Here is a 22,028-nt window from a genome sequence, read left to right on the forward strand (position 1 = left end):
CCATCTGTATTTTGGGTATTGCCTGTGCAAGATATTCGTTGGAAAGCGTTCTGGCTACTGGTTTTCTGGGCGTTCTGCTGCCTGATCCTGGGGTGGGCCACCAGTGCCGAGACCGCCTGGCTGATTTATACAGCAGGCATCATTGCCTACCTGGGCGGGCATCTTTACTGGATGCATAGGCTCTATCAATGGTCATTAAAACCTGGCCTTAATTTCATGCCCAATGGCAAAGGCATCTGGGAAGACATCTTTGCCAACCTCTACCAGGAAATGCGCAGGCACTCGCGTAGTCAGAGCCAGCTAAGCAGCACACTGGAAAGGTTACGCCACGCAACCAGTGCATTGCCGGATGGCGTGGTGGTGCTCAATCACCGTAACGAAATCGAATGGTTCAATGAACCGGCAGTGCAACGCCTGGGCCTGAAGCGTCACCATGATGAAAACCAGCCTATCTATTATTTGTTGCGGCAGGCCGAGTTCGTGCAGTATCTGCAGAGCGAAGATTACAGCGAGCCGCTAAAACTGAAATCCTGGCGTAGCCCGGATGTGTCGCTTGAATTACAGATTATTCCTTTTGCCAGCAAACAGCGCTTGCTGATCTGCCGCGATATCTCTGCCATTGAAAAAACAGAAATCATGCGCAGGGATTTTATTGCCAATGTGTCGCATGAGTTGCGCACACCGTTGACAGTGGTGGGTGGTTTCCTGGAAACCATCAGCGATATGCAAGGCGAAGTCTCGCCTGACATTCAACCCTATTTCGATATGATGCAATCGCAAACTACCCGTATGCGGCGCATTATTGAGGACTTGCTGACATTATCCAGTCTGGAAAATAATGTGCTGCTCAAGGATGAAACCGATATTGCCATGGAACCCCTGCTCAACCAGTTGCTGAAAGATGCCAAAGCGTTGAGCCAGGGTGAGCACACGGTGACCCTGCATATGGACGCCAATGTGAATCTCCGCGGCAGCTATAATGAATTGCTGAGCGCCATGAGCAACCTGACCAGTAACGCCGTGCGTTATACCCCGGAAAATGGCAAGATAGATATTTTCTGGCAGATGCAGGAGGATCAGGTGATATTCAGTGTGCAGGATACCGGCATCGGTATCGAGCCTCAGCATTTGCCCAGGCTGACTGAGCGTTTTTACCGGGTGGACAGCGGGCGCAGCCGCGACACGGGTGGCACCGGTCTTGGCCTGTCGATTGTGAAGCATATCCTGCATCATCACCAGGCGATCCTGAAAGTGGAAAGCGAGCCAGGAAAAGGCAGCCGTTTCAGTATCGTATTCCCGGCGCAAAGGGTGCTCGTGGCATGACATGGCGAGGCTGCAGCTGGATAAGCATGTTGTTGCTTGCCGCCTGCAGCACTAGCCCCAGTGGCGGCTATGTGGATTCACCCAATGGCAAGCCAGTGCCGATGCGGCAAGACCGCAACACCTTCCATCAGTTAGTGAAAAGCGATAGCGACCGGCTGGCAGATATTGAGTACGCCGAAAATGTCGCCAGTTTGCGCCTGTTGATGCTCAAGTTATACAAACGTAACCCTGCCGAAGTGCAAAAATCTGGCCTGGGAACAGCGGACCAGATTGCAAGCCAGGTGTTTGACCAGGTCGCTACGCATCAGTGGAAGTTTGACGCCCTGGGCGGCGCACAGGATACGGCAGCGATCAAGCTGGCGTTGAACCCGCAATTTAGTGGCGACCGCGTGCTGGCGCTGATTGTCGGGTTACAATCAATGTTATACCGTGCACATGGCAATAAATCCGCATTCTTCCTCATGGATAGCATAGAGCCGCAAAACTTGTACAATGCAGCACGCAATGTAGAGATCGCCGTCTGGAAGCTGGGCACCGCCAGAAATGCACGCGGTGAGCTATTATTGCTCACCAACAGCATACAGGCTGATGGACAGAACCTGAGTTTTGAACGTGAGTTCACCAAACTGATCGCGCGGACTGATCTACTGGCCTTGATGCTGGCGGAAAAATCGCAGCGTTTTATTTCCCGCTTAACGCAAAGTATCACTACGACGCCTTTCCTCCCTTTTAGATAAACATTATTCATGCAACAAGCACTGACTTTACTCAATGGCCTGACGCCAGCCGAATTCATGGCGGAATACTGGCAAAAAAAACCATTATTGATCCGTGGCGCCATCCCCGGATTCACCGGCTTGCTGAGCCCGGATGAGCTGGCAGGGTTGGCCTGCGAAACTGAAGTGCCCTCACGCCTGATCCAGTTTGATCCTGACCATGCGCAAGAAGGGGCAGGCTGGCAGGTCACGCCAGGCCCGTTCGATGAAGAAGACTTTTCAGCCTTGCCTGCACAACACTGGACGCTACTGGTGCAAGGCCTGAACCACCTGTTGCCGGAAGCGCAAGCCTTGTTAAACCACTTTGCTTTCATTCCCACCGCCAGGCTGGATGATGTCATGGTCAGTTATGCGCCAACGGGCGGCGGCGTCGGCCCGCATCTCGACAGTTATGATGTGTTTCTGCTGCAAGGCGCGGGAAAGCGCCGCTGGTCTATCAGCCAGCAACAGGATACCCGCCTGATCGCGAATGCACCCTTGCGTATTCTTTCCCATTTTGTCAGCGAGCAGGAGTGGGTGCTGGAACCCGGCGATATGCTTTACCTGCCACCCAATGTGGCGCATTGGGGCGTGGCCGAAGATGATGATTGTATGACCTATTCCATCGGGTTCCGCGCACCGGCAGCCAGGGAATTGGCAGTGGAGTTTCTCGATGCCTGCAGGCAAGAAAGCTTGCCAGATGAGCTATACCAAGACCCTGAATTGCAGCCTGTCACTGATGCTGCGGCGATTGACCAGGCGATGGTGGAGAGGGTCAGTGGCATGCTGCAACGGTTGACCTGGCAGCCTGACGCGCTGGGGCCTTTCCTGGCGCGCTACTTCACTGAGCCGAAAGCCTATGTGGTTTTTACACCCAACCGCAAGCTCAGCCAGGCAAAGTTTACCGATGCAGCATGCGCTCAGGGCATTGCACTAGACCTGCAAACGCAAATGTTGCATTGGCAGGGGCAATATTTTATCAATGGTGAGGTGGTACATGTCGCGCCGGAAGGGGAGCGTTTGCTGAATACATTGGCTAACCAGCGGCAACTTGACGCATCATTATTACAGGCCGAAAGTAGCCATCATTTACTACCCTGGCTACGTGAGATGTATCTGCTTGGGTACCTGCATTTGGATGAAATCTGAGCTTGGCAGTGCTAATTTGAACCATTTATGGCCTATTTTTGTCAAAAAATGCAGAGTTGTTGTTCTTATGCAAAAAAATCCTGTGTTTTTAATTGCACTTACATTCTTTTTTTAATAAATTACTGATACAATTTTTCCACTCGGCGGGTTCTTGGATATCAGAATTGTGCCGTACACAAAATTTTGCTCATACATACTAAGGAAATAAAGATGACACGTTCTGCATTGTTGGCTGCATTGTTGGCTTTGGCTTTGACCGCTTGTGGTGAAAAACCAGCTGAAGAGGCTCCTGCTGTTGAGGCTCCTGCTGCTGAAGCTCCAGCTGCTGAAACACCAGCTGCTGAAACACCAGTTGAAGCTGCTCCTGCTGAAGCTGCTCCTGCTGAAGCTGCACCAGCTGAAGCTGCTCCTGCTGAAGAAGCTAAGTAATTCAGACAGTAATCTGGATTACCTGGTTGTAAAAAAGCCGACGCAAGTCGGCTTTTTTTATTGCCTGTCAGCTCGTGCTCACGATTAAGCGGCGGTTTTCAGGGCAGTGAGCTCGTTGGCGATCTGGCAGATGCGGATAAAATCTTCTGCGACCAATGACGCTCCCCCGATCAGGCCACCATCTACATCCGGCATGCTGAGTAGTTGTGCGGCGTTGCCAGGGTTCACACTGCCGCCATAAAGCAAATCGATTTTTTCTGCGACCTGTTCGTCGAGCAAGCCTATGTGTCCGCGTATAAATGACAAAATCGCCTGCACGTGTTGCGGTGTGGCCGCTTTGCCAGATCCAATCGCCCATACCGGTTCATAGGCAATCACACCTTGTGATAATGCCTGTATCCCCACATGCGCAATCACAGGATTTAACTGGCGTACGACCACCAGGTCGGTTTCGCCCTGTTCATATTCATCCAGCGTTTCACCAATACACAAGATAGGCGTAAGCCCGGCTTTGATTGCCGCTTCAAACCGTTCACCGCAGCTTTCATCGCTATCATGGCCGCGTTGCCTGCGTTCTGAATGGCCAATGATCACGTAAGTGCAACCAAACTCTTTCAGCATGACGGGAGAAACCGAGCCGGTATAAGCGCCTTTCTCAAAGCGGCTCATGTTTTGCCCACCCCAGGCAATGTGGCTGTTTTGCAGGATATGTTGCGCCTGGTAGAGGTAGGGATGTGGCGGGCACACGGCGTAGCGCGCCTGGTGATGCTGCGTTTGCTGCAACAGGCTTTGCATGAATTGATGATTATCCGGTACGTTGCCATGCATTTTGCGATTGGCAACCACCAGTTTCGGCCGATTCGACATCCCACGGTTTCCTTTAAGGGTTTTCTTCTTATAATGACGGATATTTTTCAGAAAACTTGACCGTATGCCGCAACTAGATTTTTCCCTGCAACTCGCTTCAGAAGAAAACAGCCTGCCAGCCGAGGCCGACTTCAGGCGCTGGGTGCGTGCCGCGTTACGTGTGGATACCAGTGTCACCATCCGCATTGTCGATGCCGAGGAAGGGCGTTTGTTGAATGCGACTTATCGTGGCAAGGATTATGCGACCAATGTGCTGACATTTCCATTAACCGAAGAACCTCAGTTGATGGGCGATATTGTGATCTGTGCCCCAGTGGTGGCGAAAGAGGCTGCTGAGCAGGGTAAAACCTTGCTGGCGCATTATGCACATATGACCGTGCATGGCGTATTGCACCTGCATGGCTATGACCATGAGGTAGATGCACAAGCCGATTTGATGGAGTCTATGGAAATGGCAGTCATGCAAAAACTGGGCTTTGACAACCCGTATGCCGAATAGCCTTTAATCCGCGCGCGCAAATCGTTACAATCCCAGTATGGATATCCCGGAACTCAGCCAGGTCAAAATCAAAGGTGAAACGCTCTCCGAGCTGCCGCAAGACTTGTATATTCCGCCAGACGCGCTGGAAGTCTATCTCGATACCTTTGAAGGCCCGCTGGATCTATTGCTCTACCTGATCCGCAAACATAATCTGGATATCCTGGATATCCAGATGGCGCGGCTGACTGCCCAATACATGGCGTATGTCGAAAAGATGAAAGCCATCAAACTCGAGCTGGCCGCCGATTATCTGTTGATGGCCGCCATGCTGATTGAAATCAAATCACGCATGCTGCTGCCCAAACCTGCTGAAGTTGAAGAAGAGGATGACCCGCGTGCGGAACTGGTCAGGCGCTTGATGGAATACGAAGCCATCAAGCTGGCTGCGCAACGCCTGGATGCCTTGCCTAAAGTAGGGGAAGAGATCGATGTGGCTGCTGCTTATTACCAGCATATCAGCCAGGTCAAACCGCCGGAAGTCAGCCTGGATGACCTGGTCGAGGCCTGGCGCAATGTGCTCAAACGTGCCAAATTAAACCAGCATCACAAACTGGGCCGCGCGGAACTTTCGGTGCGAGAACACATGAGTATGTTATTGCGGCGCTTGAGCACGGCAACCGTGTTGCGCTTTGATGAGTTGTTTGATCTGGAGAGTGATGGCATCCCCAAGCTGGTAGTGAGTTTCCTGGCCATGCTGGAGCTGGCAAAAGAAGGCCTGATCCGCATTACGCAGCAGGAAGCGTTCGGCACGATTTATCTGCAGGCACACGCTTCTATTGAGGAGGCCTCATAATGCGCGAGCCGGACAATATCCAGGAAATGAAGCAGATTCTGGAGGCAGCCTTGCTGACTTCGCCGCAGGCGCTGGCACTGGACGATCTGCTGAAACTGTTTGCTGGCCGCATGGAGCGCGCAACCTTGCGCATGCTGCTGGACGAACTGAAAACAGATTGGGTGGATAGAACGCTGGATCTGGTGCAGGTAGCCAGTGGTTACCGCTTCCAGGCCAAGCCGGACTACAGCGAATATCTTTCGCGGCTCAACCCTGAAAGGCAGCCGAAATATTCGCGCGCCGTCATGGAGACGCTGGCGATTATTGCTTACCGGCAGCCGGTCACCCGAGGCGATATCGAGCAGATCCGCGGCGTGGCCGTGAACCCGAATGTGATCCGCCAGTTACAGGAGCGTGACTGGATAGACGTGGTCGGTCAACGCGAGGTGCCAGGGCGGCCATCGTTATACGCAACCACCAAACATTTTCTGGATGACTTGAATCTGCGCTCATTGGCTGAGCTGCCCCCATTTGAAGCATTTGCCCAAGCCGAAATCCCGCTGGAATAATAGACTGATGTCGCCCACCTTACTCAAGATCCGAATCAATCATGAAGGCAATACTGCGCTGGGGCCGGGTAAAATCGAACTGTTGCAGATGATAGAGCAGCATGGGTCTATCTCTGCGGCAGCCAAGCAGATGCAGATGTCATATCGACGAGCCTGGGAGCTGGTGGATGTGATGAATCGCTGTTTTGACCAGACGGTGGTGCTGAGTAGTGCCGGCGGCACGCATGGTGGCGGCGCGCAAGTCACGGCATTTGGCAAATCGCTCATAGAGGCTTATCAGCAGATTCTGCAAAAATCGGCACAGGCAGCGGTGGATGAGCTGGACCTGATCACCAGACATTTGAAAAAAACGTAATTTTTTTGGCTCTCGTAATGCGCGTGTGGATATAACGATGGTAGCATCATTGTTTTTGACGATGTGTTGTCAGACGTCGGTGCTTAATCAATTGAATGGAATGCAAACATGAAAAAATGGGGTGGGCTGCACCTGGCTGGTGCAGGCAAATTATCTTATCTGGGCGTGTTGGTCAGCCTGTGCCTGATCAGTGGATTGGCGCAAGCGGAAGAAGGCAAGGTCAAGGTATTTGCCGCCGCCAGCCTGACTGACGTGATGAATGTACTGGCTAAGCAATACAGCCAGCAAGCCGGCGTGCAAATCGTGCCGGTCTATGGTGGCTCTGGCACGTTGGCCAAGCAACTGGAGCAAGGCGCACCAGGAGACTTGTTTATTTCTGCCGATGAAAAGTGGATGCAATACCTGAAAGACAAGCAATTGGTGCAAACCGCCACCATCAAACCCTGGCTGACTAATCGCCTTGTGCTGATCACACCATTGGCAAAACCATTGAACATCAAGACTGAGGCCGCTGCTGATGTGAACCAGCAAGCGCCTGGCTACTGGTGCACGGGTGACACGCTGTCGGTGCCGGTCGGCATTTATGCCAAACAGTCGCTGACCAGTCTGGGCTGGTGGGAAAAACTCAAGGGCCGTCTGGTCAGCACGCAGGATGTGCGCGCCACCTTGAATCTGGTCGAGCGCGATGAATGTGATGTCGGTATTGTGTATGCCAGTGACGCGCAATCTTCCAGCAAGGTGAAGCTGGCTGGCGAGTTTGCGGAAAACAGTCATGTGCCTATCGTATATCCTATGGCAGTGTTGCCACAGGCTTCCTCGGCCACCACTGCGTTTTATCAGTATCTGCAAACACCTGAAGCCAAAAAGCTACTCGCCACCTATGGGTTCAAACCACTTGATTAAACTGTTGCTGTCGTAATCCCTATGTGGACGTTGTCACCTGCCGAACTCGCCATCGTGCTGCTTTCGCTGAAAGTGGCTGCTTTTTGCGTACTTATTTTGCTTATCCCAGCCATGCTGATGGCCTGGTTGTTAGTCAAAAAACGTTTCTGGGGACAGTCACTGCTGGATGCGCTGGTGCATTTGCCCATGGTGTTGCCGCCGGTGGTGCTGGGCTATATGTTGCTGGTGCTGCTTGGGCGTAGGGGCTGGATAGGGGCCTGGTTATATGAGCACTTCCAGATCCAGTTCACTTTCCACTGGTGGGGCGCCGTGATTGCCTCGGCAGTGATGGCGTTTCCGTTAATGGTGCGTGCAATCCGCCAGGCTTTGTATCAGGTGAACCCGTTGTTGGAACAGGCTGCGCAAACGCTGGGCGCTTCGCCAGTCAAAGTATTTTTTACCATCACACTGCCTTTGTCCTATCACGGCTTGCTGACTGGCGCGATTCTGGCATTTAGCCGCAGCCTGGGCGAGTTTGGTGCCACTATCACCTTTGCTGGTAACCTCGAAGGCGAAACCCGCACCTTGCCGCTGGCTATCTACAGCCTGACTCAAACACCGGAAGGCGACGCCGCCGCACTCAGGCTGGTGATCCTCAGTGTGCTGGTGTCCGTGTTTGCCTTGCTTGCCAGCCAATGGCTGGAAAGACGGCTGATCAGGAGCCAGCGCTGATGCTGCAAGTCGATATCCAGATCAAACAGCCTTATGCCGTGGTGGCAACCGCACCTGCATTTGCCTTGCAAGCCCGGTTTGATTTGAAACCTGGCCATTGCCTGGGCATCATGGGCGCCTCAGGTTCCGGTAAGACGACCTTGTTGCATAGCCTGGTCGGGCTGTTAATGCCTGCTGCTGGCGTGATTCAAAGTCATCAGCATATCTGGTTTGACTCAAACCAGGGCATTCAGCTGCCACCATGGCAGCGGCAAGTGGGTATCGTGTTTCAGGATGGACGGCTATTCCCGCATATGAATGTGCAACAGAATCTGGTCTATGGCATGCCCAAAGGGTCAGTTTCTATTTCACAGCAAGAAGTGGTCGGCGTGCTGGATATCGGTGCTTTGCTACAACGCAAGCCCAGCCAGCTATCCGGTGGTGAAAAACAAAGGGTCGCTATAGGTCGCGCTCTGCTTAGCCAGCCCGCCGTATTGTTGATGGATGAACCATTAAGTGGGCTGGATGAAGCGCTGAAGCAGCAAGTGCTGCCTTATATCCGGAAAGTGATCACCACATTTGGCCTGCCAACTTTATATGTCAGCCATGTGCGTGAAGAGGTGGCGGAAATCGCCGATGAGGTGTTACAACTGGCGCAAGGGCAATTGCGCCAGCCGGTTTAAAGTCTGTTTAATGCTTAGTGGTGATGACCACCGGCACCATGTACATGCTGGTGCTCGATTTCTTCTTTGTTGGCTGTACGCACATCTTTAATCGTTGCAGTAAACAGCAGGCGTTGACCAGCCCATGGATGGTTGCCATCCACCACGACTTTGCCATCGGCGATATCAGTGATGGTATACAAGATCACGTCGCCGGTTTCGTCTTCACCTTCAAATTGCATACCGACTTTTAATTCTTCAGCCGGGAAAGCGCTGGCTTGTTCGATTTGCACCAGGCCATCATCATATTCTCCGAAACCATCTTCCGGGTCCAGGCTCACTTCAATCACATCACCGACGTTTTTGCCATGCATGGCTTCTTCAACTTTAGGGAAAATATTGTCGTAACCGCCATGCAGGTAAGCGACCGGTTGCTGGCTTTCCTCCAGTGTTTCGCCATCGGTGTTTTGTAGTTTGTAAGTCATGCTGACTACGGTGTTCATTGCTACTTGCATGTGAAATGTCCTAAGTTGTTCGGTAATAAAGCATTATTCTAAAGGATATTGGCGGGATATGGTCATTCTCGCTGTCGATAATGTTGCCCAAAATGCTTGCGCCAAACCCAGGGTGGTGTAGGGTCAGGCTGTTGCCACAGGCCCAATGCCTGTTGTTGTGCCTGGAGTTGCAATGACGCTAATTCTGCGCGTGTGGAGTAGCGGCTGTTGAACCAGGCCATGCCCTGGGCGACCTGATATTGGCTGGCATCCATGTTGTTGCAGGCGAGGTGGCCCAGTGTGCGTCCATAAAGGTCCGTCCCGGCCAGTTGTACTGCAATCTTGCCGCTGCAAAGGGCCATCAGGCTACGTTTTGCCTGTTTGCCATAGGTTTGTTGCGATTCAGGGGCGTCGATATCCAGCAGGCGCAGGCGATAAGTGGTGCCGTTGTCACGGATGATCACGGTATCACCATCAATGACTTTTTGCAGCTGCGGCTCGGCATGGCTGCCTGTACTGATGATGCATAACAGGCAGAACAGTAAACGTGCGGGCATGTTAATCGAGCAGGCTGGTGTAGTTTTCTGGGGTTAGAACGGTGGGGATTGCTTCCGGCAATAACTCCGGATAGTCTTTGCTGTAATGCAGCCCGCGGCTTTCTTCGCGCTCGATCGCGCAGCGCACGATCAGTTCTGCCACCTGCAACAAATTACGCAATTCGATCAGGTCATGGCTGACCTTAAAGTTGCTGTAAAACTCATGTACTTCATCACGCAGCATATGGATGCGGTGCAATGCGCGGCTCAGTCTTTTATTGGTGCGCACAATGCCGACGTAGTTCCACATAAACCGGCGCAACTCATCCCAGGTATGGGTGATCAGCACTTCTTCATCGGCATCGGTGACGCGGCTTTCATCCCAATCTGGCAGTGAAATGGTCGGTTGCTGGCCAGAGGCCTGGATATCTTCTGCGCAGCTCTGACTAAAGGCCAGGCATTCCAGCAGGGAGTTGCTGGCCAGGCGGTTGGCGCCGTGCAAGCCAGTACAGGCAGTCTCACCGATGGCATACAGGCAATCAATGTCAGTGCGTCCATGCATATCTGTCATCACGCCGCCGCAGGTGTAATGCGCGGCAGGCACCACAGGAATCGGCTGCTTGCTGATATCTATACCTAATTGCAAACAACGTTTATAGATATTGGGGAAGTGCGACTGGATAAAATCTAGCGGTTTATGGCTGATATCCAGGTAGACACAATCCAGCCCGCGTTTTTTCATTTCAAAGTCGATCGCCCGTGCCACCACATCGCGGGGCGCCAGCTCAGCCCGCTCATCATGCAAATGCATAAAGCGGGTGCCGTCCGGTAGCGTCAGCAAACCGCCTTCGCCACGCAGGACTTCTGAAATCAGGAAAGATTTTGCATGCGGGTGGTACAGGCAGGTCGGGTGAAACTGCACAAACTCCATATTGGCGACCCGGCAACCGGCCCGCCAGGCCATGGCAATGCCGTCACCGGTGCTGATGTCAGGGTTGGTCGTGTAAAGGTAAACCTTACCTGCGCCGCCAGTCGCCATCACGGTGTATTGTGCCGACAGTGTTGTCACGTGGCCGGTCTGGCTATTTAACACATAAGCCCCCAGGCAGCGGTTAGGGCCGTCGCTGGCGGTCTGCTGAAACAGTTTGTGCGTGGTGATCAGGTCCACCGCAATGTGGTGTTCAAGAATGGTGATGTTCGGATGCTCGCGCACACGGTCAGTCAGCGTGGTCTGCACGGCCTGGCCGGTGGCATCGGCCACATGCACAACGCGCCTGTGGCTGTGGCCGCCCTCACGCGTCAGGTGCAGGCGGTCATCCTCTGCTTCGCGTGTGAAATTAACGCCTTGCTGCAACAGCCATTCGATGCTGGCGCGGCCATTGTTGACCACCATGCGTGTGACTTCGCTATCGCATAAGCCGGCGCCCGCATCCAGGGTGTCCTGTATATGTGCTTCTATGGAGTCTTCACTATTATGCACTGCTGCGATACCGCCCTGTGCCCAGTTGCTGGCGCTCATGGATAATTCGCGTTTACTCAGGATGCAGATGCGGTAATTGTCAGCCAGCCGCAAAGCGAGGGATTGCCCCGCCAACCCACTGCCAATGATCAGGACATCAAAGACTTTATTCATATGTTGTTAAGTCGTGGGAACTTTGCAGATAAAGCGGTGTCGGACAGATGTCTGTATTGCATGTTGCATTGGCAGGCAAAAATAAGGGATGAGACGATGTTAAACACAACAAAATTAGAGGCGTTAACACGCACCGGGTTCGTCGAAAACAATACAAAAGCGTATACTACTCCCAATCAGAAAATTACCCAAGGGAGTCATCGCGATATGACTGTTCAGGCGGCAAACGCCAAACAGATAGAGAATAGAGAGTTCGACCAGTTGCTGGTTGAACGTGCCCAGCAGGGCGATAAACGCGCATTCGGATTGCTGGTCGAGAAATACAACCGCAAGCTTGGGCGTCTATTGTCGCGTATGATCCGTGACCAGGCCGAAGTCGAGGATGTGGTGCAGGAATCCTTTATCAAAGCCTATCGCGCTTTGCATAGCTTTAGGGGTGACAGTGCTTTCTATACCTGGTTGTATCGGATAGGTATTAACACTGCTAAAAATTACCTGGTCTCTATGGGGCGTAAGCCACAAGTGATGCAGGACGTTGAAATCGAAGACGTCGAGAACTTTGATGAAGGCCAGGACATGCGTACGATGGAGACGCCTGAAACCTCGCTGATGACAAAAGAAATCGCACAAACAGTGAACGATGCGATTGGCGCATTGCCAGAAGAATTACGTACGGCGATTACCCTGCGTGAACTGGAAGGCTTGAGTTATGAAGACATTGCCACGGTCATGCAATGTCCGATTGGTACTGTGCGCTCACGTATTTTCCGTGCACGCGAAACCATTGCTGCAAAACTGAGACCATTGTTGGATACACCGCAGCACAAGCGTTGGTAATCCAGTCCATTTTGATGCAATTATTTATTTAAATATAGGTGTTATGACAAATAATTTGTTAAGTGCTAACATAAAAACATTGATTGATTTGGGGTTATTATGAAGCAGCAATTGTCCGCTTTAATTGACGGCGAAGCCGATCTTGAGCGCTGTGAACATATCTTTCTCGCGGCAAAATCTACCGGCGAAGTAGCGCAGGCCTGGCAGGATTATCACATCATCCGTGATGTGATCCGTGAAGAACATTGGGTGCAGCCCGATATGACCAGCCGCATCATGGCTGCGTTGAACGATGAACCTGTGGTACTGGCGCCGCAAGTGACTGCTCAACCTAAGGTGACACAAATACGCCCGCGACCGAGCAAATACATCTGGTCCATCGCGGCATCTGTAGCAGCTGCTTTTTTTGTAGGCATGTTTGTGCTCAATCAGCCAACTGCGGTTGAAACGGTGCAGATTGCTGATAGCGAAACTGACCAGTATGTCATGGCGCATCACAACTATTCCCCTAATAGTGCGACTTACTACATCCACAATGTAACCTACAACGCTGGCGAATAAATTTAACTGTGATTGGTATGTCTGTGCAGTCTGTAATTGGTGTGCTGTTCGCGTGTGTGCTCTGCCAGCAGGCATGGGCGGAAGAAGATTTATGGCCCACCATGCAGAAAACCGCTTCTGCCGCCAGGGAGCTGAATTACCAGGGCTTATTCATCTATCACAACGGAGCGATTATTCGCTCCGTTCAAATTACCCATATCAATGAAGCCGGGCGTGAATTCACCCGCAATGTCGTATTGGATGGCCGTCCGCGTGAAGTGTTTAGCGAAGGTGATGATATCGTCATTTTCAATGCTAAAAATGACAAAGTCGTGATCGAAAAACGCCGTGGCCAGAACCTGTTCCCGGCCATGTTGCCCACCCAGCTGCAACCCCTCAAGCAAAACTACAAGCTGAAATTTATCGGTCAGGAGCGCATCGCCGGGCGATTGGCGCAAGTGATCGATATGATCCCGAATGACAATCTGCGTTACCAGTACCGCGTGTGGTCTGATAGCGAATATGGCTTGCTGCTTAAAATGAGTATGCTGGATACGCAAGGCCATACGCTGGAGCAAATTGGTTTTAACCAAGTTTCCATGTTGCAGACCAAAGACCTGGATTGGTTCCAGCCCAAGATTGACGCTTCCAAACCTTATGTGATGGATGACACCACCGATCTGACCCACGTCGAAAATAATCTGGTGATCGCTAACCTGCCTGCTGGTTACAAAAAAGTAGATCAGATTCGCCTGCGCGTACCTGGCAGGGCGGTGCCGGTGCAGCAATTGATTTTTTCTGATGGTCTGGCTTCGGTGTCCCTGTTTGTCGAGCCCGTGATTAAAGGCATGCAGCCCCGCATTGGTAAAAAAACCATGGGTTCTACCAATGTCTATGCCCATGTGTTAAATGGCTACCAGCTAGTGGTGGTCGGCGAAGTGCCTGCACTCACCGTTGAGCAGATTGCGCAGCAGGTTACTTTTAAAAAATAATAAATCCACCAATTTCTGCCTCAATGCATGCGCCATGCACTTCACCAGTTACTTCAATCCCTGACTTTTTCATTTATGACAACTTTCTGTAATGAATTTTGAATACCCTGATTGCGTCTGGAATAGTGTGTTTTTGGCAGTGAATTCAGCCCCTTGTATTTGCCTTAACAGGCACCATGTGAAGAAAGTGTTTTAACAATGTTCAAAGTGTGAAGGCAGTTGAAATGTTCTTGCGCTTTGAATAAATCTTTAAAGATTGAAGTTTTGAATTGATTAAATAATAGGAAAAATCATGATGAAGCAATTAATTTCTGGCGTGCTGCTCGCATGCACTGTGTCATTAAGTATGTTTGTCATGCCAGTGCAGGCCAAGGATTTGCCTGACTTTACTGAGCTGGCAGAAAAACAAGGACCAACCGTCGTCAATATCAGCATCACTTCAGTCGTGCACGGTGGTGGCGGGATGGGTTTCCCCGGCATGCCTAATGATGAAAACCTGCAAGAGTTGTTGCGCCGTTTCGGCATTCCGGGAATGCCCGGCATGCCAGGACAAGAGGGTGGGCAGGATTACAAAACACAGTCATTGGGTTCAGGCTTTATCATCAGTAGCGATGGTTTTATTTTGACCAATGCGCATGTGGTGAGTGAGGCGGATGAAGTGCTGGTCAAACTGTCTGACAAGCGCGAATTCAAGGCGAAAATCATTGGTGCAGATAAACGTACCGATGTAGCGCTGATTAAAATTGAGGCAACTGGCTTGCCCAAGGTTGTGATCGGTGACCCGACAGCATTGAAAGTGGGTGAATGGGTGGCCGCAATCGGCTCCCCGTTTGGCCTGGAAAACACCATGACAGCCGGGATCGTGAGTGCTAAAGGCCGCGCGTTGCCACAGGAAAATTATGTGCCGTTTATCCAGACCGATGTTGCCATTAACCCTGGTAACTCCGGTGGCCCGCTGTTCAACCTGCGTGGTGAAGTGGTTGGTGTCAACTCGCAGATCTACAGTAAAAGCGGTGGTTCCATGGGCTTGTCTTTCAGTATCCCGATTGATGTTGCCATTGAAATCTCTAACCAGTTGAAGACAACGGGCCGCATTTCGCGTGGCTGGTTAGGGATCGGTATCCAGGAAGTGACTAAAGACCTGGCGGATTCATTCGGCCTCAAGCAAACCAGTGGCGCGTTGATTGCCGGCGTGGAGAAAAACAGCCCGGCTGACAAAGGTGGCCTGGAAGTAGGCGATATTATCCTCAAATTTGATGGCAAGCCAATTGTGACTTCCGCCGATTTGCCGCGTGTGGTTGCTTCTATCAAGCCGGGCAAAGTCGTTGCGGTAGAGATTGTACGTAAAGGCGCCAGCAAAACTTTGCAACTCGGCGTGGGTGAAATGCCGAATGAGCAGGCAGATGCTCCGGCTTCGAGCAAAGAGCCTGCCAAGCCAGAAGCCAATAAGATTGGTTTGACTTTGCGCGAACTGACGCCGCAGCAAAAGAAAAAACTGAACGGCAAAAATGGCCTGCTGGTGGCAGAAAGCGTGGGCGCAGCTGCCCAGGCAGGTATCCGCCGCGGGGATGTGATCCTGGGGCTGAACAATAGCGAAACCCAAAGCGTAGAGTTGTTTAATAAGCAGATCAACGCTGTCGCTGCCGGAAAAACGGTCGCTGTACTGGTGCTCAGAGGTGAAAATACCTTGTATGTCCCAATCAAGGTGAGCAAGTAAAGGGCGGTTTTAAAGCGCGCTGCAGCTAGCGTGATTTAAAATAAATCCCTGATAAATAGGCGTTTGCTGTAAAATGCCAGCAAATTCGGAAAGGCGCGTAAAGCGCCTTTCTTGCTTGTAATCAACCTATAGCTGAACATGAAGAATATTCGTAATTTCTCGATTATCGCCCACATCGACCATGGCAAATCGACACTGGCTGATCGCATCATTCAGGTGTGCGGTGGCCTGGAGGCGCGCGAAATGGAAGCGCAGGTGCTGGATAGCATGGATATCGAGCGTGAGCGTGGCATTACGATCAAAGCACAAACTGCTGCCCTGCAATACAAAGCCAATAATGGCGAAACCTATTATCTCAACCTGATTGATACGCCTGGGCATGTGGACTTCAGCTATGAGGTCAGCCGCTCATTGTCTGCCTGTGAAGGTGCATTGCTGGTAGTGGATGCCTCACAAGGGGTTGAAGCGCAAAGCGTGGCAAACTGTTACACAGCCATTGAGCTGGGCGTTGAAGTCACGCCTGTGCTCAATAAAATCGACCTGCCTTCTGCCGACCCTGCACGCGTCTCGCAAGAGATTGAAGATGTGATTGGCGTGGATGCCACCGATGCGGTGCGTTGCTCAGCCAAAACTGGTGAGGGCGTACGTGACGTGCTGGAAGAAGTGGTCGCCAAAGTGCCGCCCCCGGTAGGCGATATCGATGGGCCATTAAAAGCACTAGTGATTGATGCCTGGTTTGATAATTATGTTGGCGTGGTGATGCTGGTGCGCGTCATTGATGGTGTTTTGCGTGCTAAAGAAAAAATTCGCCTGATGGCGACCGGTGCTGAATATTTATGCGAGCAAGTCGGTGTGTTTACGCCCAAGTCGCTGCAACGTCCGCAATTAAGCGCTGGTGAAGTAGGTTTTATTATTGCCGGTATTAAAGAGCTGGCAGCGGCTAAAGTTGGCGATACCGTCACGCTGGCTGGCAGGCAGGCCAGTGCGCCATTGCCTGGTTTTAAAGAAGTCAAACCACAGGTGTTTGCCGGTTTATACCCGGTTGAATCCAATCAGTTTGAAGCCCTGCGTACCGCGCTGGAGAAACTTAGGCTGAATGATTCCAGCCTGCAATTCGAGCCGGAAAATTCTACTGCGCTGGGCTTTGGCTTCCGTTGCGGCTTTTTAGGCCTGCTCCATATGGAGATCGTACAAGAGCGTTTAGAGCGCGAGTACGATATGGACCTGATCACCACTGCGCCGACCGTGATTTACGAGTTGTTGCTGAAAAGCGGTGAAGTGGTGCAGATTGAAAACCCGTCCCGCCTGCCTGAGCCTTCTCGTGTGGAAGAAATCCGCGAGCCTATGATTGTGGTCAATCTGTTGATGCCGCAAGATTATGTCGGCCCGGTGATGACCTTGTGTAATAACAAGCGTGGCCTCCAGCGCAATATGCAGTACATGGGCCGCCAGGTCATGCTTAATTACGAAATGCCACTCAACGAGGTGGTACTCGATTTCTTTGATAAACTGAAATCCGTGTCTAGGGGTTATGCGTCCATGGATTATGAGTTTCTCGAGTTCCGCGCTGCTGACTTGGTGAAACTGGATATCATGGTCAACGGTGAGCGTGTCGATGCCTTGAGCCTGATCGTGCACCGTGCCAATAGCATATATCGCGGGCGTGAGCTGGTGTCTAAAATGCGCGAACTGATTCCGCGCCAGATGTTTGATATCGCAATCCAGGCAGCGATTGGCGCCAATATCATTGCGCGCGAAACGGTCAAGGCCATGCGCAAAAACGTGATTGCTAAGTGTTATGGTGGTGATGTCTCACGTAAACGCAAGTTGCTGGATAAACAAAAAGAAGGTAAAAAGCGCATGAAGCAGGTCGGTAATGTGGAAATTCCACAAGAAGCATTCCTGGCGATTCTGCGCGTCGAAGATAAGTAAAAGTAGGCTAAATAAAAGCCGGCTGAATAAAAGTAAGCTAAATAAAACGGGAAAACCCGCTTTCTACAGGGAACGAGCATGTATTTTGCAATTTTTATGTTAGTGATTTTGCTGGTATCCGGTGCCATCTGGTTGCTGGATATTCTGATTTTGCGCAAGCAACGCCAGAATAGTGCTTTGGGTGAAGTGCCAGACCCGTGGTATGTGGAATACAGTAAAAGTTTTTTCCCTGTCATCCTGCTGGTGTTTACCGTACGCTCGTTTATTGTAGAACCGTTCAAGATTCCTTCCGGCTCCATGATGCCGACGCTATTGGCTGGCGATTATATCCTAGTCAATAAATTCACTTATGGCCTGCGTGTGCCTATCCTGAACAACGTATTCTATACGGTCGACAAGCCTAAGCGTGGCGATGTGTTCGTGTTTCATTTTCCGCCTGACCCATCGATTGATTACATCAAACGCGTCATTGGTTTGCCAGGCGACAAAATTCAATACCGTGACAAACAGCTGACGATTAACGATAAAATCATCAACCTGGATTTCATTGAGCCATACAAGTATGCCTTGAATGTGAATGACGAGAGCGGCAGTTCACGTGCCGTAGATGTCACCGCGTCGCGCTTGAGTGAGCAGCTGGGTACCGTCAAACATGATGTATTGATTCACGACATCATGAACCAGTACAGCCCCGGCAGCCTGGGTGATCGCCTGATGCAGGGCGAAGTGATCACTGTGCCGGAAGGTGAGTACTATGCCATGGGTGATAACCGCGATAACAGTTCGGATAGCCGTGTCTGGGGCTTTGTCTCAGAGAAACACCTGGTGGGCAGGGCGTTCTTTATCTGGTTTAACTTTGACCAGTGGCGCCGTATCGGGCAAAGTATAGGCTAAGCGCGGGTTTACCGTATTGGCAGTCGCAATTTGTGAGGAGATGGCAGATGAAATGTTCTAGGATTTCAGCACGCGCACAACATGGGCTCGGCTTACTTGGTTTCCTGCTGGTATTAACCGCGGTCGGCATTTTTGGCATGGTGGCTTTAAAAGCGCTGCCTTCCTATATGGAATATTTCTCCATTCAATCGACAGTCAATCGTATTGCGCATGACCCCATGCTGCAAAGTGACGCTGATATCCGTACTGCATTTGACCGTCAGATGCACGTCGACATGATCAAAACCGTCCAAGGCCGCGATCTTAGTGTTGTTGGTGGCGTGGTGGCCGTGCGCTATCAAAAAACCATCCCGCTCACAGATACTATCAGTTTGCTGATCGATTTTGATGCGACCAGCAAGGCATCGCAGTAGGTGAGATGAGCGCGCTTCCGGTATTACAAACCCGTATTGGTTACAGCTTCACGCAGCCAGTCTTGCTGCAGCAAGCACTCACCCATCGCAGCTTTTCGGCCAATAATAATGAACGGCTGGAATTTTTAGGCGATAGCGTACTCAACTTTATCATTGCCCATCAGCTGTTCAACTTATTCCCTGATTTACCCGAGGGAGACCTCAGCCGTTTACGTGCCAAACTGGTCAAAGAGGCTAGCCTGGCTGAAATAGCGATTACGCTTAATCTTGGCGATGCGCTGAAGCTAGGCGAAGGCGAATTGAAAAGCGCAGGCTGGCGCAGGCCTTCCATTCTGGCAGATGCGCTGGAAGCCATTGTAGGCGCAGTCTACCTGGATGGCGGCTTTGCCGCTGCCGAGCAAGTGGTCGCGTTGCTCTATCGCGAAACGCTGACCACTATCAACCCGAACGCGATTGATAAAGACGCCAAATCCCAGTTGCAGGAATACCTGCAAAGCAAAAAGATGGACCTGCCTGAATACCAGGTGGTGACTATCGAAGGCGAGGCGCACGCACAGACCTTTACCGTGCAATGCTTTATCAAAAAACTTAAACTCACCACCACCGGTGCCGGCACTAGCCGCCGCGTGGCGGAACAGCAGGCGGCCAAGCTCGCCATGGAAAAAATTCAATCATGACAGAACAAAATATTGAGCCTACAGAAGACTTTCGTTGCGGCACGGTCGCCATCGTCGGTCGCCCCAATGTAGGCAAATCGACATTGCTTAACCATATTCTGGGCCTGAAGTTAGCCATTACTTCGCGCAAGGCACAGACCACCCGCCACCGTCTGCTGGGTATACATACGACTGAAGATACCCAGTTCCTGTTTGTGGATACGCCTGGCTTTCAGCAAAAACATATCAACGCCCTGAACAAAACGCTGAACAAAACAGTCACGCAGGTATTGTCTGAAGTCGATGTCGTCCTGTTCGTGATCGAGCCTATGAAACTGGGTGAAGCAGATGAACTGGTGTTGAAACTGCTGCCTAAAAATAAACCTGTTTTGCTGGTCGTTAACAAGGCAGATCTGATGGGCGATAAAGGTAATTTATTGCCCTTGATCCAGGACTTTGATCTGCTGTTTGATTTTGCCGGCATTATCCCGGTCAGTGCGAAAAAGAACCAGAATCTGGACGGGTTGCTGGATGCAGTGCGTGAGCATTTACCAGAGCAACCAGCCGTTTATGGTGAGGATGAATTGACAGATAAGAATGAACGCTTTCTAGCCGCCGAGCTTATCCGCGAAAAAATCTTCAGGTTGGTTGGCGATGAGCTGCCTTACTCGATGACGGTAGAAATTGAAAAGTTTGAAACTGTTAAAAAACTACGGCGCATCTTTGCTGTAATCATCGTCGATAAAGATAGCCAGAAACCGATGATCATTGGCAAGGGTGGCGAGAAGCTCAAGCAAATCTCTACCGAAGCACGCCAGGACATGGAAAAACTGTTCGGCTCCAAAGTCTACCTGGAAACCTGGGTCAAGGTTAAAGGTGGCTGGGCAGATGACGAGCGGGCGTTAAAAAGCTTGGGTTTCTAGACGCCTGAACTGGCGGTCGCATCATGGCTGTGAGCATCCCTAACGTTGCTGCACTCAAGCAATCGCTACAGCCAGTCTTTATTCTCCACACCTATCCCTTCAAAGAAACCAGCCTGGTGGTTGAGATGTTCAGCCGCGATTTCGGACGTATCGCCGGTGTCGCCAAAGGCGCACGCCGGCCACTCTCCGCCATGCGCGGTATGTTGCAGTCTTTCCAGCAATTGGCAGGCACCTGGTCTGGCAAAAATGAATTGAAAACCTTGCACGGCCTGGAATGGCTGACCGGCCTGACGCTGCTTAAAGGCGATGCACTAATGTGCGGGTTTTACATGAATGAATTACTGTTACGCTTGCTGCCTCGCGATGATGCGCATGCGCAACTGTTTGAGTATTACGCCGAAACCGTACAAATACTTTCTACGCTTACCCAAGAAACCGGCAGCAGCCAGCTGGCGGAAATCATGCGCAGGTTTGAGTTGAAAATGTTGCAGGAGTTAGGTTATGCCGTGCCACTGACGCATGATGAAAACGGCGAGATCATCCATCCCGAAGAAACGTATCGATTTGAAGCGGACTATGGCGCGTGTGCCTTAAACGTGACTAAAAATGGCGTGCTGATTCAAGGGCGGTCATTGCTGGATATGGCACGTGGCAGTTACAGCAACACAACCACACAAGCGCAAAGCAAGCAATTGATGCGCTATCTGCTACAGCATTACCTGGGTGAAAAACCCTTGCATACCCGCCAGTTACTGGTGGATCTGCAAGGGTTTTAAGGAAAAGCAGGCGTTATCTAGCTTGTGATGACTGAAGATACATTGTGTAATGTATTAACCGTCTTGCCCGGTCTCGCAGTGTGAGTCATTAAATAAACGCATTTACGCATTTGCAGTATCTGATCCAACATAATCATCAGCTTGCGCGGCTGACTGAGGCGAGGCCTCAGTGCAGATGTCAAATATTCTTTTTGCGACTAGCTACCCATCCCAGCAAAGCAAAGCCAATTAAGAGCATGGCACTGCTTTGAGGCTCTGGCACTGCTGTGGTCTGTTGTACAAAACTAAAATAGCCTGAATTATTGACTGTGGTTTGTCCGAAGGCTGTGAATTCGGAGAAATAGCTATTATCCGGGTATAGCGTCAAGATGAATGAGGAGGCGTTGTTGTTTGCAACAAACGTAAACCCCTGTCTATCGATGGTAATGCTGGCGTCTGTGTCGCGATAAGTGACGTTGTCTAAAGGGTTATTCAGCACAAAGCCTAAAACGCTGAAGTTGTACTCTAATGAGAAGGGTGCACTCGTGGTCATCGTGCCAGAAAACGTAGGGTCTCCGTCTACATCATCCACAGCGATAATGTCATAACGATAATCTGCAAGTGCTGCGCCACTGCCAGCGAAAGTGAGCGCCAGTAACAACACTAAAAATTTAATGAATTGCATAAAAAA

Annotated in this window: 26 protein-coding genes; 21 read left to right on the forward strand and 5 right to left on the reverse strand. The window is 51.2% G+C overall.

All coding sequences use genetic code 11. The features are described 5' to 3' along the window. The first annotated feature begins 24 nt into the window (after positions 1–24). From phoR to ACTS9Y_RS09555, 4 genes are all read left to right on the forward strand, one after another. Positions 25–1,323: a phosphate regulon sensor histidine kinase PhoR gene (gene phoR, locus ACTS9Y_RS09540; RefSeq protein WP_442585701.1), complete on the forward strand. Its 1,299-nt coding sequence runs from the start codon at positions 25–27 to the stop codon at positions 1,321–1,323. A 26-nt stretch (positions 1,324–1,349) separates the two neighbouring features. Then, positions 1,350–2,060, forward strand: a complete 711-nt coding sequence (locus tag ACTS9Y_RS09545) for a hypothetical protein (RefSeq protein WP_442585702.1) — start codon at positions 1,350–1,352, stop codon at positions 2,058–2,060. A gap of 9 nt (positions 2,061–2,069) precedes the next feature. Further along, on the forward strand, positions 2,070–3,227 hold the full coding sequence (locus ACTS9Y_RS09550; protein WP_442585703.1) for a JmjC domain-containing protein: 1,158 nt from the start codon (positions 2,070–2,072) through the stop codon (positions 3,225–3,227). A 210-nt stretch (positions 3,228–3,437) separates the two neighbouring features. After that, complete coding sequence (locus ACTS9Y_RS09555) at positions 3,438–3,656, forward strand: hypothetical protein (RefSeq protein ID WP_055827555.1); 219 nt, start codon at positions 3,438–3,440, stop codon at positions 3,654–3,656. Positions 3,657–3,740: 84 nt separating this feature from the next. On the opposite strand, the gene tpiA is transcribed toward ACTS9Y_RS09555, so the two are convergent. Beyond that, entirely contained in the window at positions 3,741–4,523 is a 783-nt protein-coding gene (gene tpiA / locus ACTS9Y_RS09560; RefSeq protein WP_442585704.1) for a triose-phosphate isomerase, read from the reverse strand. 64 nt (positions 4,524–4,587) lie between these two features. Between tpiA and ybeY the strand changes: the two genes are divergently transcribed. The 7 genes from ybeY to ACTS9Y_RS09595 all read left to right on the forward strand — a co-directional run bounded on the left by ybeY (position 4,588) and on the right by ACTS9Y_RS09595 (position 9,036). After that, entirely contained in the window at positions 4,588–5,022 is a 435-nt protein-coding gene (gene ybeY, locus ACTS9Y_RS09565) for an rRNA maturation RNase YbeY (RefSeq protein ID WP_442585705.1), read from the forward strand. Positions 5,023–5,059: 37 nt separating this feature from the next. Beyond that, on the forward strand, positions 5,060–5,857 hold the full coding sequence (locus ACTS9Y_RS09570) for a segregation and condensation protein A (RefSeq protein ID WP_442585706.1): 798 nt from the start codon (positions 5,060–5,062) through the stop codon (positions 5,855–5,857). After that, positions 5,857–6,405 (forward strand): SMC-Scp complex subunit ScpB, encoded by a 549-nt coding sequence (scpB, locus tag ACTS9Y_RS09575; RefSeq protein WP_442585707.1) that lies wholly within the window; start codon positions 5,857–5,859, stop codon positions 6,403–6,405. The genes ACTS9Y_RS09570 and scpB overlap by 1 nt, the downstream gene beginning before the upstream one ends. 7 nt (positions 6,406–6,412) lie before the next feature. Further along, complete coding sequence (locus tag ACTS9Y_RS09580; RefSeq protein WP_442585708.1) at positions 6,413–6,760, forward strand: winged helix-turn-helix domain-containing protein; 348 nt, start codon at positions 6,413–6,415, stop codon at positions 6,758–6,760. Positions 6,761–6,868: 108 nt separating this feature from the next. Further along, positions 6,869–7,663 carry a molybdate ABC transporter substrate-binding protein gene (gene modA, locus ACTS9Y_RS09585; RefSeq protein ID WP_442585709.1) on the forward strand — a complete coding sequence of 265 codons (795 nt, stop codon included), beginning with the start codon at positions 6,869–6,871 and terminating at the stop codon, positions 7,661–7,663. 21 nt (positions 7,664–7,684) lie between these two features. Then, positions 7,685–8,374, forward strand: a complete 690-nt coding sequence (gene modB / locus ACTS9Y_RS09590; protein WP_442585710.1) for a molybdate ABC transporter permease subunit — start codon at positions 7,685–7,687, stop codon at positions 8,372–8,374. Further along, positions 8,374–9,036, forward strand: a complete 663-nt coding sequence (locus tag ACTS9Y_RS09595; protein ID WP_442585711.1) for an ATP-binding cassette domain-containing protein — start codon at positions 8,374–8,376, stop codon at positions 9,034–9,036. The genes modB and ACTS9Y_RS09595 overlap by 1 nt, the downstream gene beginning before the upstream one ends. Before the next feature lie 14 nt (positions 9,037–9,050). Here the strand turns inward: ACTS9Y_RS09595 and ACTS9Y_RS09600 are convergent, their stop codons facing one another. The 3 genes from ACTS9Y_RS09600 to nadB form a co-directional block, all read right to left on the reverse strand. Then, on the reverse strand, positions 9,051–9,530 hold the full coding sequence (locus ACTS9Y_RS09600; protein WP_325241464.1) for an FKBP-type peptidyl-prolyl cis-trans isomerase: 480 nt from the start codon (positions 9,528–9,530) through the stop codon (positions 9,051–9,053). Positions 9,531–9,592: 62 nt separating this feature from the next. Beyond that, positions 9,593–10,066, reverse strand: a complete 474-nt coding sequence (locus ACTS9Y_RS09605; RefSeq protein ID WP_442585712.1) for a thermonuclease family protein — start codon at positions 10,064–10,066, stop codon at positions 9,593–9,595. Between the two features lies 1 nt (position 10,067). After that, positions 10,068–11,678 carry an L-aspartate oxidase gene (nadB, locus tag ACTS9Y_RS09610; protein ID WP_442585713.1) on the reverse strand — a complete coding sequence of 537 codons (1,611 nt, stop codon included), beginning with the start codon at positions 11,676–11,678 and terminating at the stop codon, positions 10,068–10,070. Between the two features lie 207 nt (positions 11,679–11,885). On the opposite strand from nadB, the gene rpoE reads away from it, so the two are divergent. From rpoE to recO, 10 genes are all read left to right on the forward strand, one after another. Next, positions 11,886–12,515, forward strand: coding sequence for an RNA polymerase sigma factor RpoE (gene rpoE / locus ACTS9Y_RS09615; RefSeq protein ID WP_379057947.1), 630 nt, complete (start codon positions 11,886–11,888; stop codon positions 12,513–12,515). Between the two features lie 99 nt (positions 12,516–12,614). After that, complete coding sequence (locus ACTS9Y_RS09620; protein ID WP_442585714.1) at positions 12,615–13,076, forward strand: sigma-E factor negative regulatory protein; 462 nt, start codon at positions 12,615–12,617, stop codon at positions 13,074–13,076. A 17-nt stretch (positions 13,077–13,093) separates the two neighbouring features. After that, positions 13,094–14,047 carry a MucB/RseB C-terminal domain-containing protein gene (locus ACTS9Y_RS09625; RefSeq protein ID WP_442585715.1) on the forward strand — a complete coding sequence of 318 codons (954 nt, stop codon included), beginning with the start codon at positions 13,094–13,096 and terminating at the stop codon, positions 14,045–14,047. 292 nt (positions 14,048–14,339) lie between these two features. Then, the gene (locus ACTS9Y_RS09630) at positions 14,340–15,764 is read left to right on the forward strand and encodes a DegQ family serine endoprotease (RefSeq protein ID WP_442585716.1); all 1,425 of its coding nucleotides are present in this window, start codon (positions 14,340–14,342) and stop codon (positions 15,762–15,764) included. Positions 15,765–15,902: 138 nt separating this feature from the next. Continuing rightward, positions 15,903–17,696 carry a translation elongation factor 4 gene (gene lepA / locus ACTS9Y_RS09635; RefSeq protein ID WP_442585717.1) on the forward strand — a complete coding sequence of 598 codons (1,794 nt, stop codon included), beginning with the start codon at positions 15,903–15,905 and terminating at the stop codon, positions 17,694–17,696. A 78-nt stretch (positions 17,697–17,774) separates the two neighbouring features. After that, positions 17,775–18,590 carry a signal peptidase I gene (lepB, locus tag ACTS9Y_RS09640; RefSeq protein ID WP_442585718.1) on the forward strand — a complete coding sequence of 272 codons (816 nt, stop codon included), beginning with the start codon at positions 17,775–17,777 and terminating at the stop codon, positions 18,588–18,590. Positions 18,591–18,637: 47 nt separating this feature from the next. Continuing rightward, positions 18,638–19,003, forward strand: coding sequence for a DUF4845 domain-containing protein (locus ACTS9Y_RS09645; protein WP_442585719.1), 366 nt, complete (start codon positions 18,638–18,640; stop codon positions 19,001–19,003). Positions 19,004–19,008: 5 nt separating this feature from the next. Next, a complete protein-coding gene (gene rnc / locus ACTS9Y_RS09650; RefSeq protein WP_442585720.1) occupies positions 19,009–19,680 on the forward strand; it encodes a ribonuclease III in 672 nt (223 codons plus the stop codon). Continuing rightward, entirely contained in the window at positions 19,677–20,582 is a 906-nt protein-coding gene (gene era, locus ACTS9Y_RS09655; protein WP_442585721.1) for a GTPase Era, read from the forward strand. The genes rnc and era overlap by 4 nt, the downstream gene beginning before the upstream one ends. 23 nt (positions 20,583–20,605) lie before the next feature. After that, on the forward strand, positions 20,606–21,358 hold the full coding sequence (recO, locus tag ACTS9Y_RS09660; protein WP_442585722.1) for a DNA repair protein RecO: 753 nt from the start codon (positions 20,606–20,608) through the stop codon (positions 21,356–21,358). A 178-nt stretch (positions 21,359–21,536) separates the two neighbouring features. Here the strand turns inward: recO and ACTS9Y_RS09665 are convergent, their stop codons facing one another. After that, entirely contained in the window at positions 21,537–22,022 is a 486-nt protein-coding gene (locus ACTS9Y_RS09665) for a PEP-CTERM sorting domain-containing protein (RefSeq protein ID WP_442585723.1), read from the reverse strand. Positions 22,023–22,028 lie beyond the last annotated feature (6 nt).

Source organism: Methylophilus sp. (assembly GCF_052173275.1).
Lineage (GTDB): Bacteria > Pseudomonadota > Gammaproteobacteria > Burkholderiales > Methylophilaceae > Methylophilus.

Coding starts and splice junctions, on each gene's coding strand:
- modA (WP_442585709.1), top strand. CDS start 6,869: ATGAAAAAATGGGGTGGGCTGCACCTGGCTGGTGCAGGCAAATTATCT.
- lepA (WP_442585717.1), top strand. CDS start 15,903: ATGAAGAATATTCGTAATTTCTCGATTATCGCCCACATCGACCATGGC.
- scpB (WP_442585707.1), top strand. CDS start 5,857: ATGCGCGAGCCGGACAATATCCAGGAAATGAAGCAGATTCTGGAGGCA.
- ACTS9Y_RS09555 (WP_055827555.1), top strand. CDS start 3,438: ATGACACGTTCTGCATTGTTGGCTGCATTGTTGGCTTTGGCTTTGACC.
- ACTS9Y_RS09545 (WP_442585702.1), top strand. CDS start 1,350: ATGTTGTTGCTTGCCGCCTGCAGCACTAGCCCCAGTGGCGGCTATGTG.
- ACTS9Y_RS09645 (WP_442585719.1), top strand. CDS start 18,638: ATGAAATGTTCTAGGATTTCAGCACGCGCACAACATGGGCTCGGCTTA.
- ACTS9Y_RS09620 (WP_442585714.1), top strand. CDS start 12,615: ATGAAGCAGCAATTGTCCGCTTTAATTGACGGCGAAGCCGATCTTGAG.
- era (WP_442585721.1), top strand. CDS start 19,677: ATGACAGAACAAAATATTGAGCCTACAGAAGACTTTCGTTGCGGCACG.
- ACTS9Y_RS09630 (WP_442585716.1), top strand. CDS start 14,340: ATGATGAAGCAATTAATTTCTGGCGTGCTGCTCGCATGCACTGTGTCA.
- ACTS9Y_RS09580 (WP_442585708.1), top strand. CDS start 6,413: ATGTCGCCCACCTTACTCAAGATCCGAATCAATCATGAAGGCAATACT.
- ACTS9Y_RS09605 (WP_442585712.1), bottom strand. CDS start 10,066: ATGCCCGCACGTTTACTGTTCTGCCTGTTATGCATCATCAGTACAGGC.
- ACTS9Y_RS09550 (WP_442585703.1), top strand. CDS start 2,070: ATGCAACAAGCACTGACTTTACTCAATGGCCTGACGCCAGCCGAATTC.
- ACTS9Y_RS09665 (WP_442585723.1), bottom strand. CDS start 22,022: ATGCAATTCATTAAATTTTTAGTGTTGTTACTGGCGCTCACTTTCGCT.
- ACTS9Y_RS09595 (WP_442585711.1), top strand. CDS start 8,374: ATGCTGCAAGTCGATATCCAGATCAAACAGCCTTATGCCGTGGTGGCA.
- nadB (WP_442585713.1), bottom strand. CDS start 11,678: ATGAATAAAGTCTTTGATGTCCTGATCATTGGCAGTGGGTTGGCGGGG.
- rnc (WP_442585720.1), top strand. CDS start 19,009: ATGAGCGCGCTTCCGGTATTACAAACCCGTATTGGTTACAGCTTCACG.
- modB (WP_442585710.1), top strand. CDS start 7,685: ATGTGGACGTTGTCACCTGCCGAACTCGCCATCGTGCTGCTTTCGCTG.
- ACTS9Y_RS09625 (WP_442585715.1), top strand. CDS start 13,094: ATGTCTGTGCAGTCTGTAATTGGTGTGCTGTTCGCGTGTGTGCTCTGC.
- ybeY (WP_442585705.1), top strand. CDS start 4,588: ATGCCGCAACTAGATTTTTCCCTGCAACTCGCTTCAGAAGAAAACAGC.
- rpoE (WP_379057947.1), top strand. CDS start 11,886: ATGACTGTTCAGGCGGCAAACGCCAAACAGATAGAGAATAGAGAGTTC.
- tpiA (WP_442585704.1), bottom strand. CDS start 4,523: ATGTCGAATCGGCCGAAACTGGTGGTTGCCAATCGCAAAATGCATGGC.
- lepB (WP_442585718.1), top strand. CDS start 17,775: ATGTATTTTGCAATTTTTATGTTAGTGATTTTGCTGGTATCCGGTGCC.
- ACTS9Y_RS09600 (WP_325241464.1), bottom strand. CDS start 9,530: ATGCAAGTAGCAATGAACACCGTAGTCAGCATGACTTACAAACTACAA.
- ACTS9Y_RS09570 (WP_442585706.1), top strand. CDS start 5,060: ATGGATATCCCGGAACTCAGCCAGGTCAAAATCAAAGGTGAAACGCTC.
- recO (WP_442585722.1), top strand. CDS start 20,606: ATGGCTGTGAGCATCCCTAACGTTGCTGCACTCAAGCAATCGCTACAG.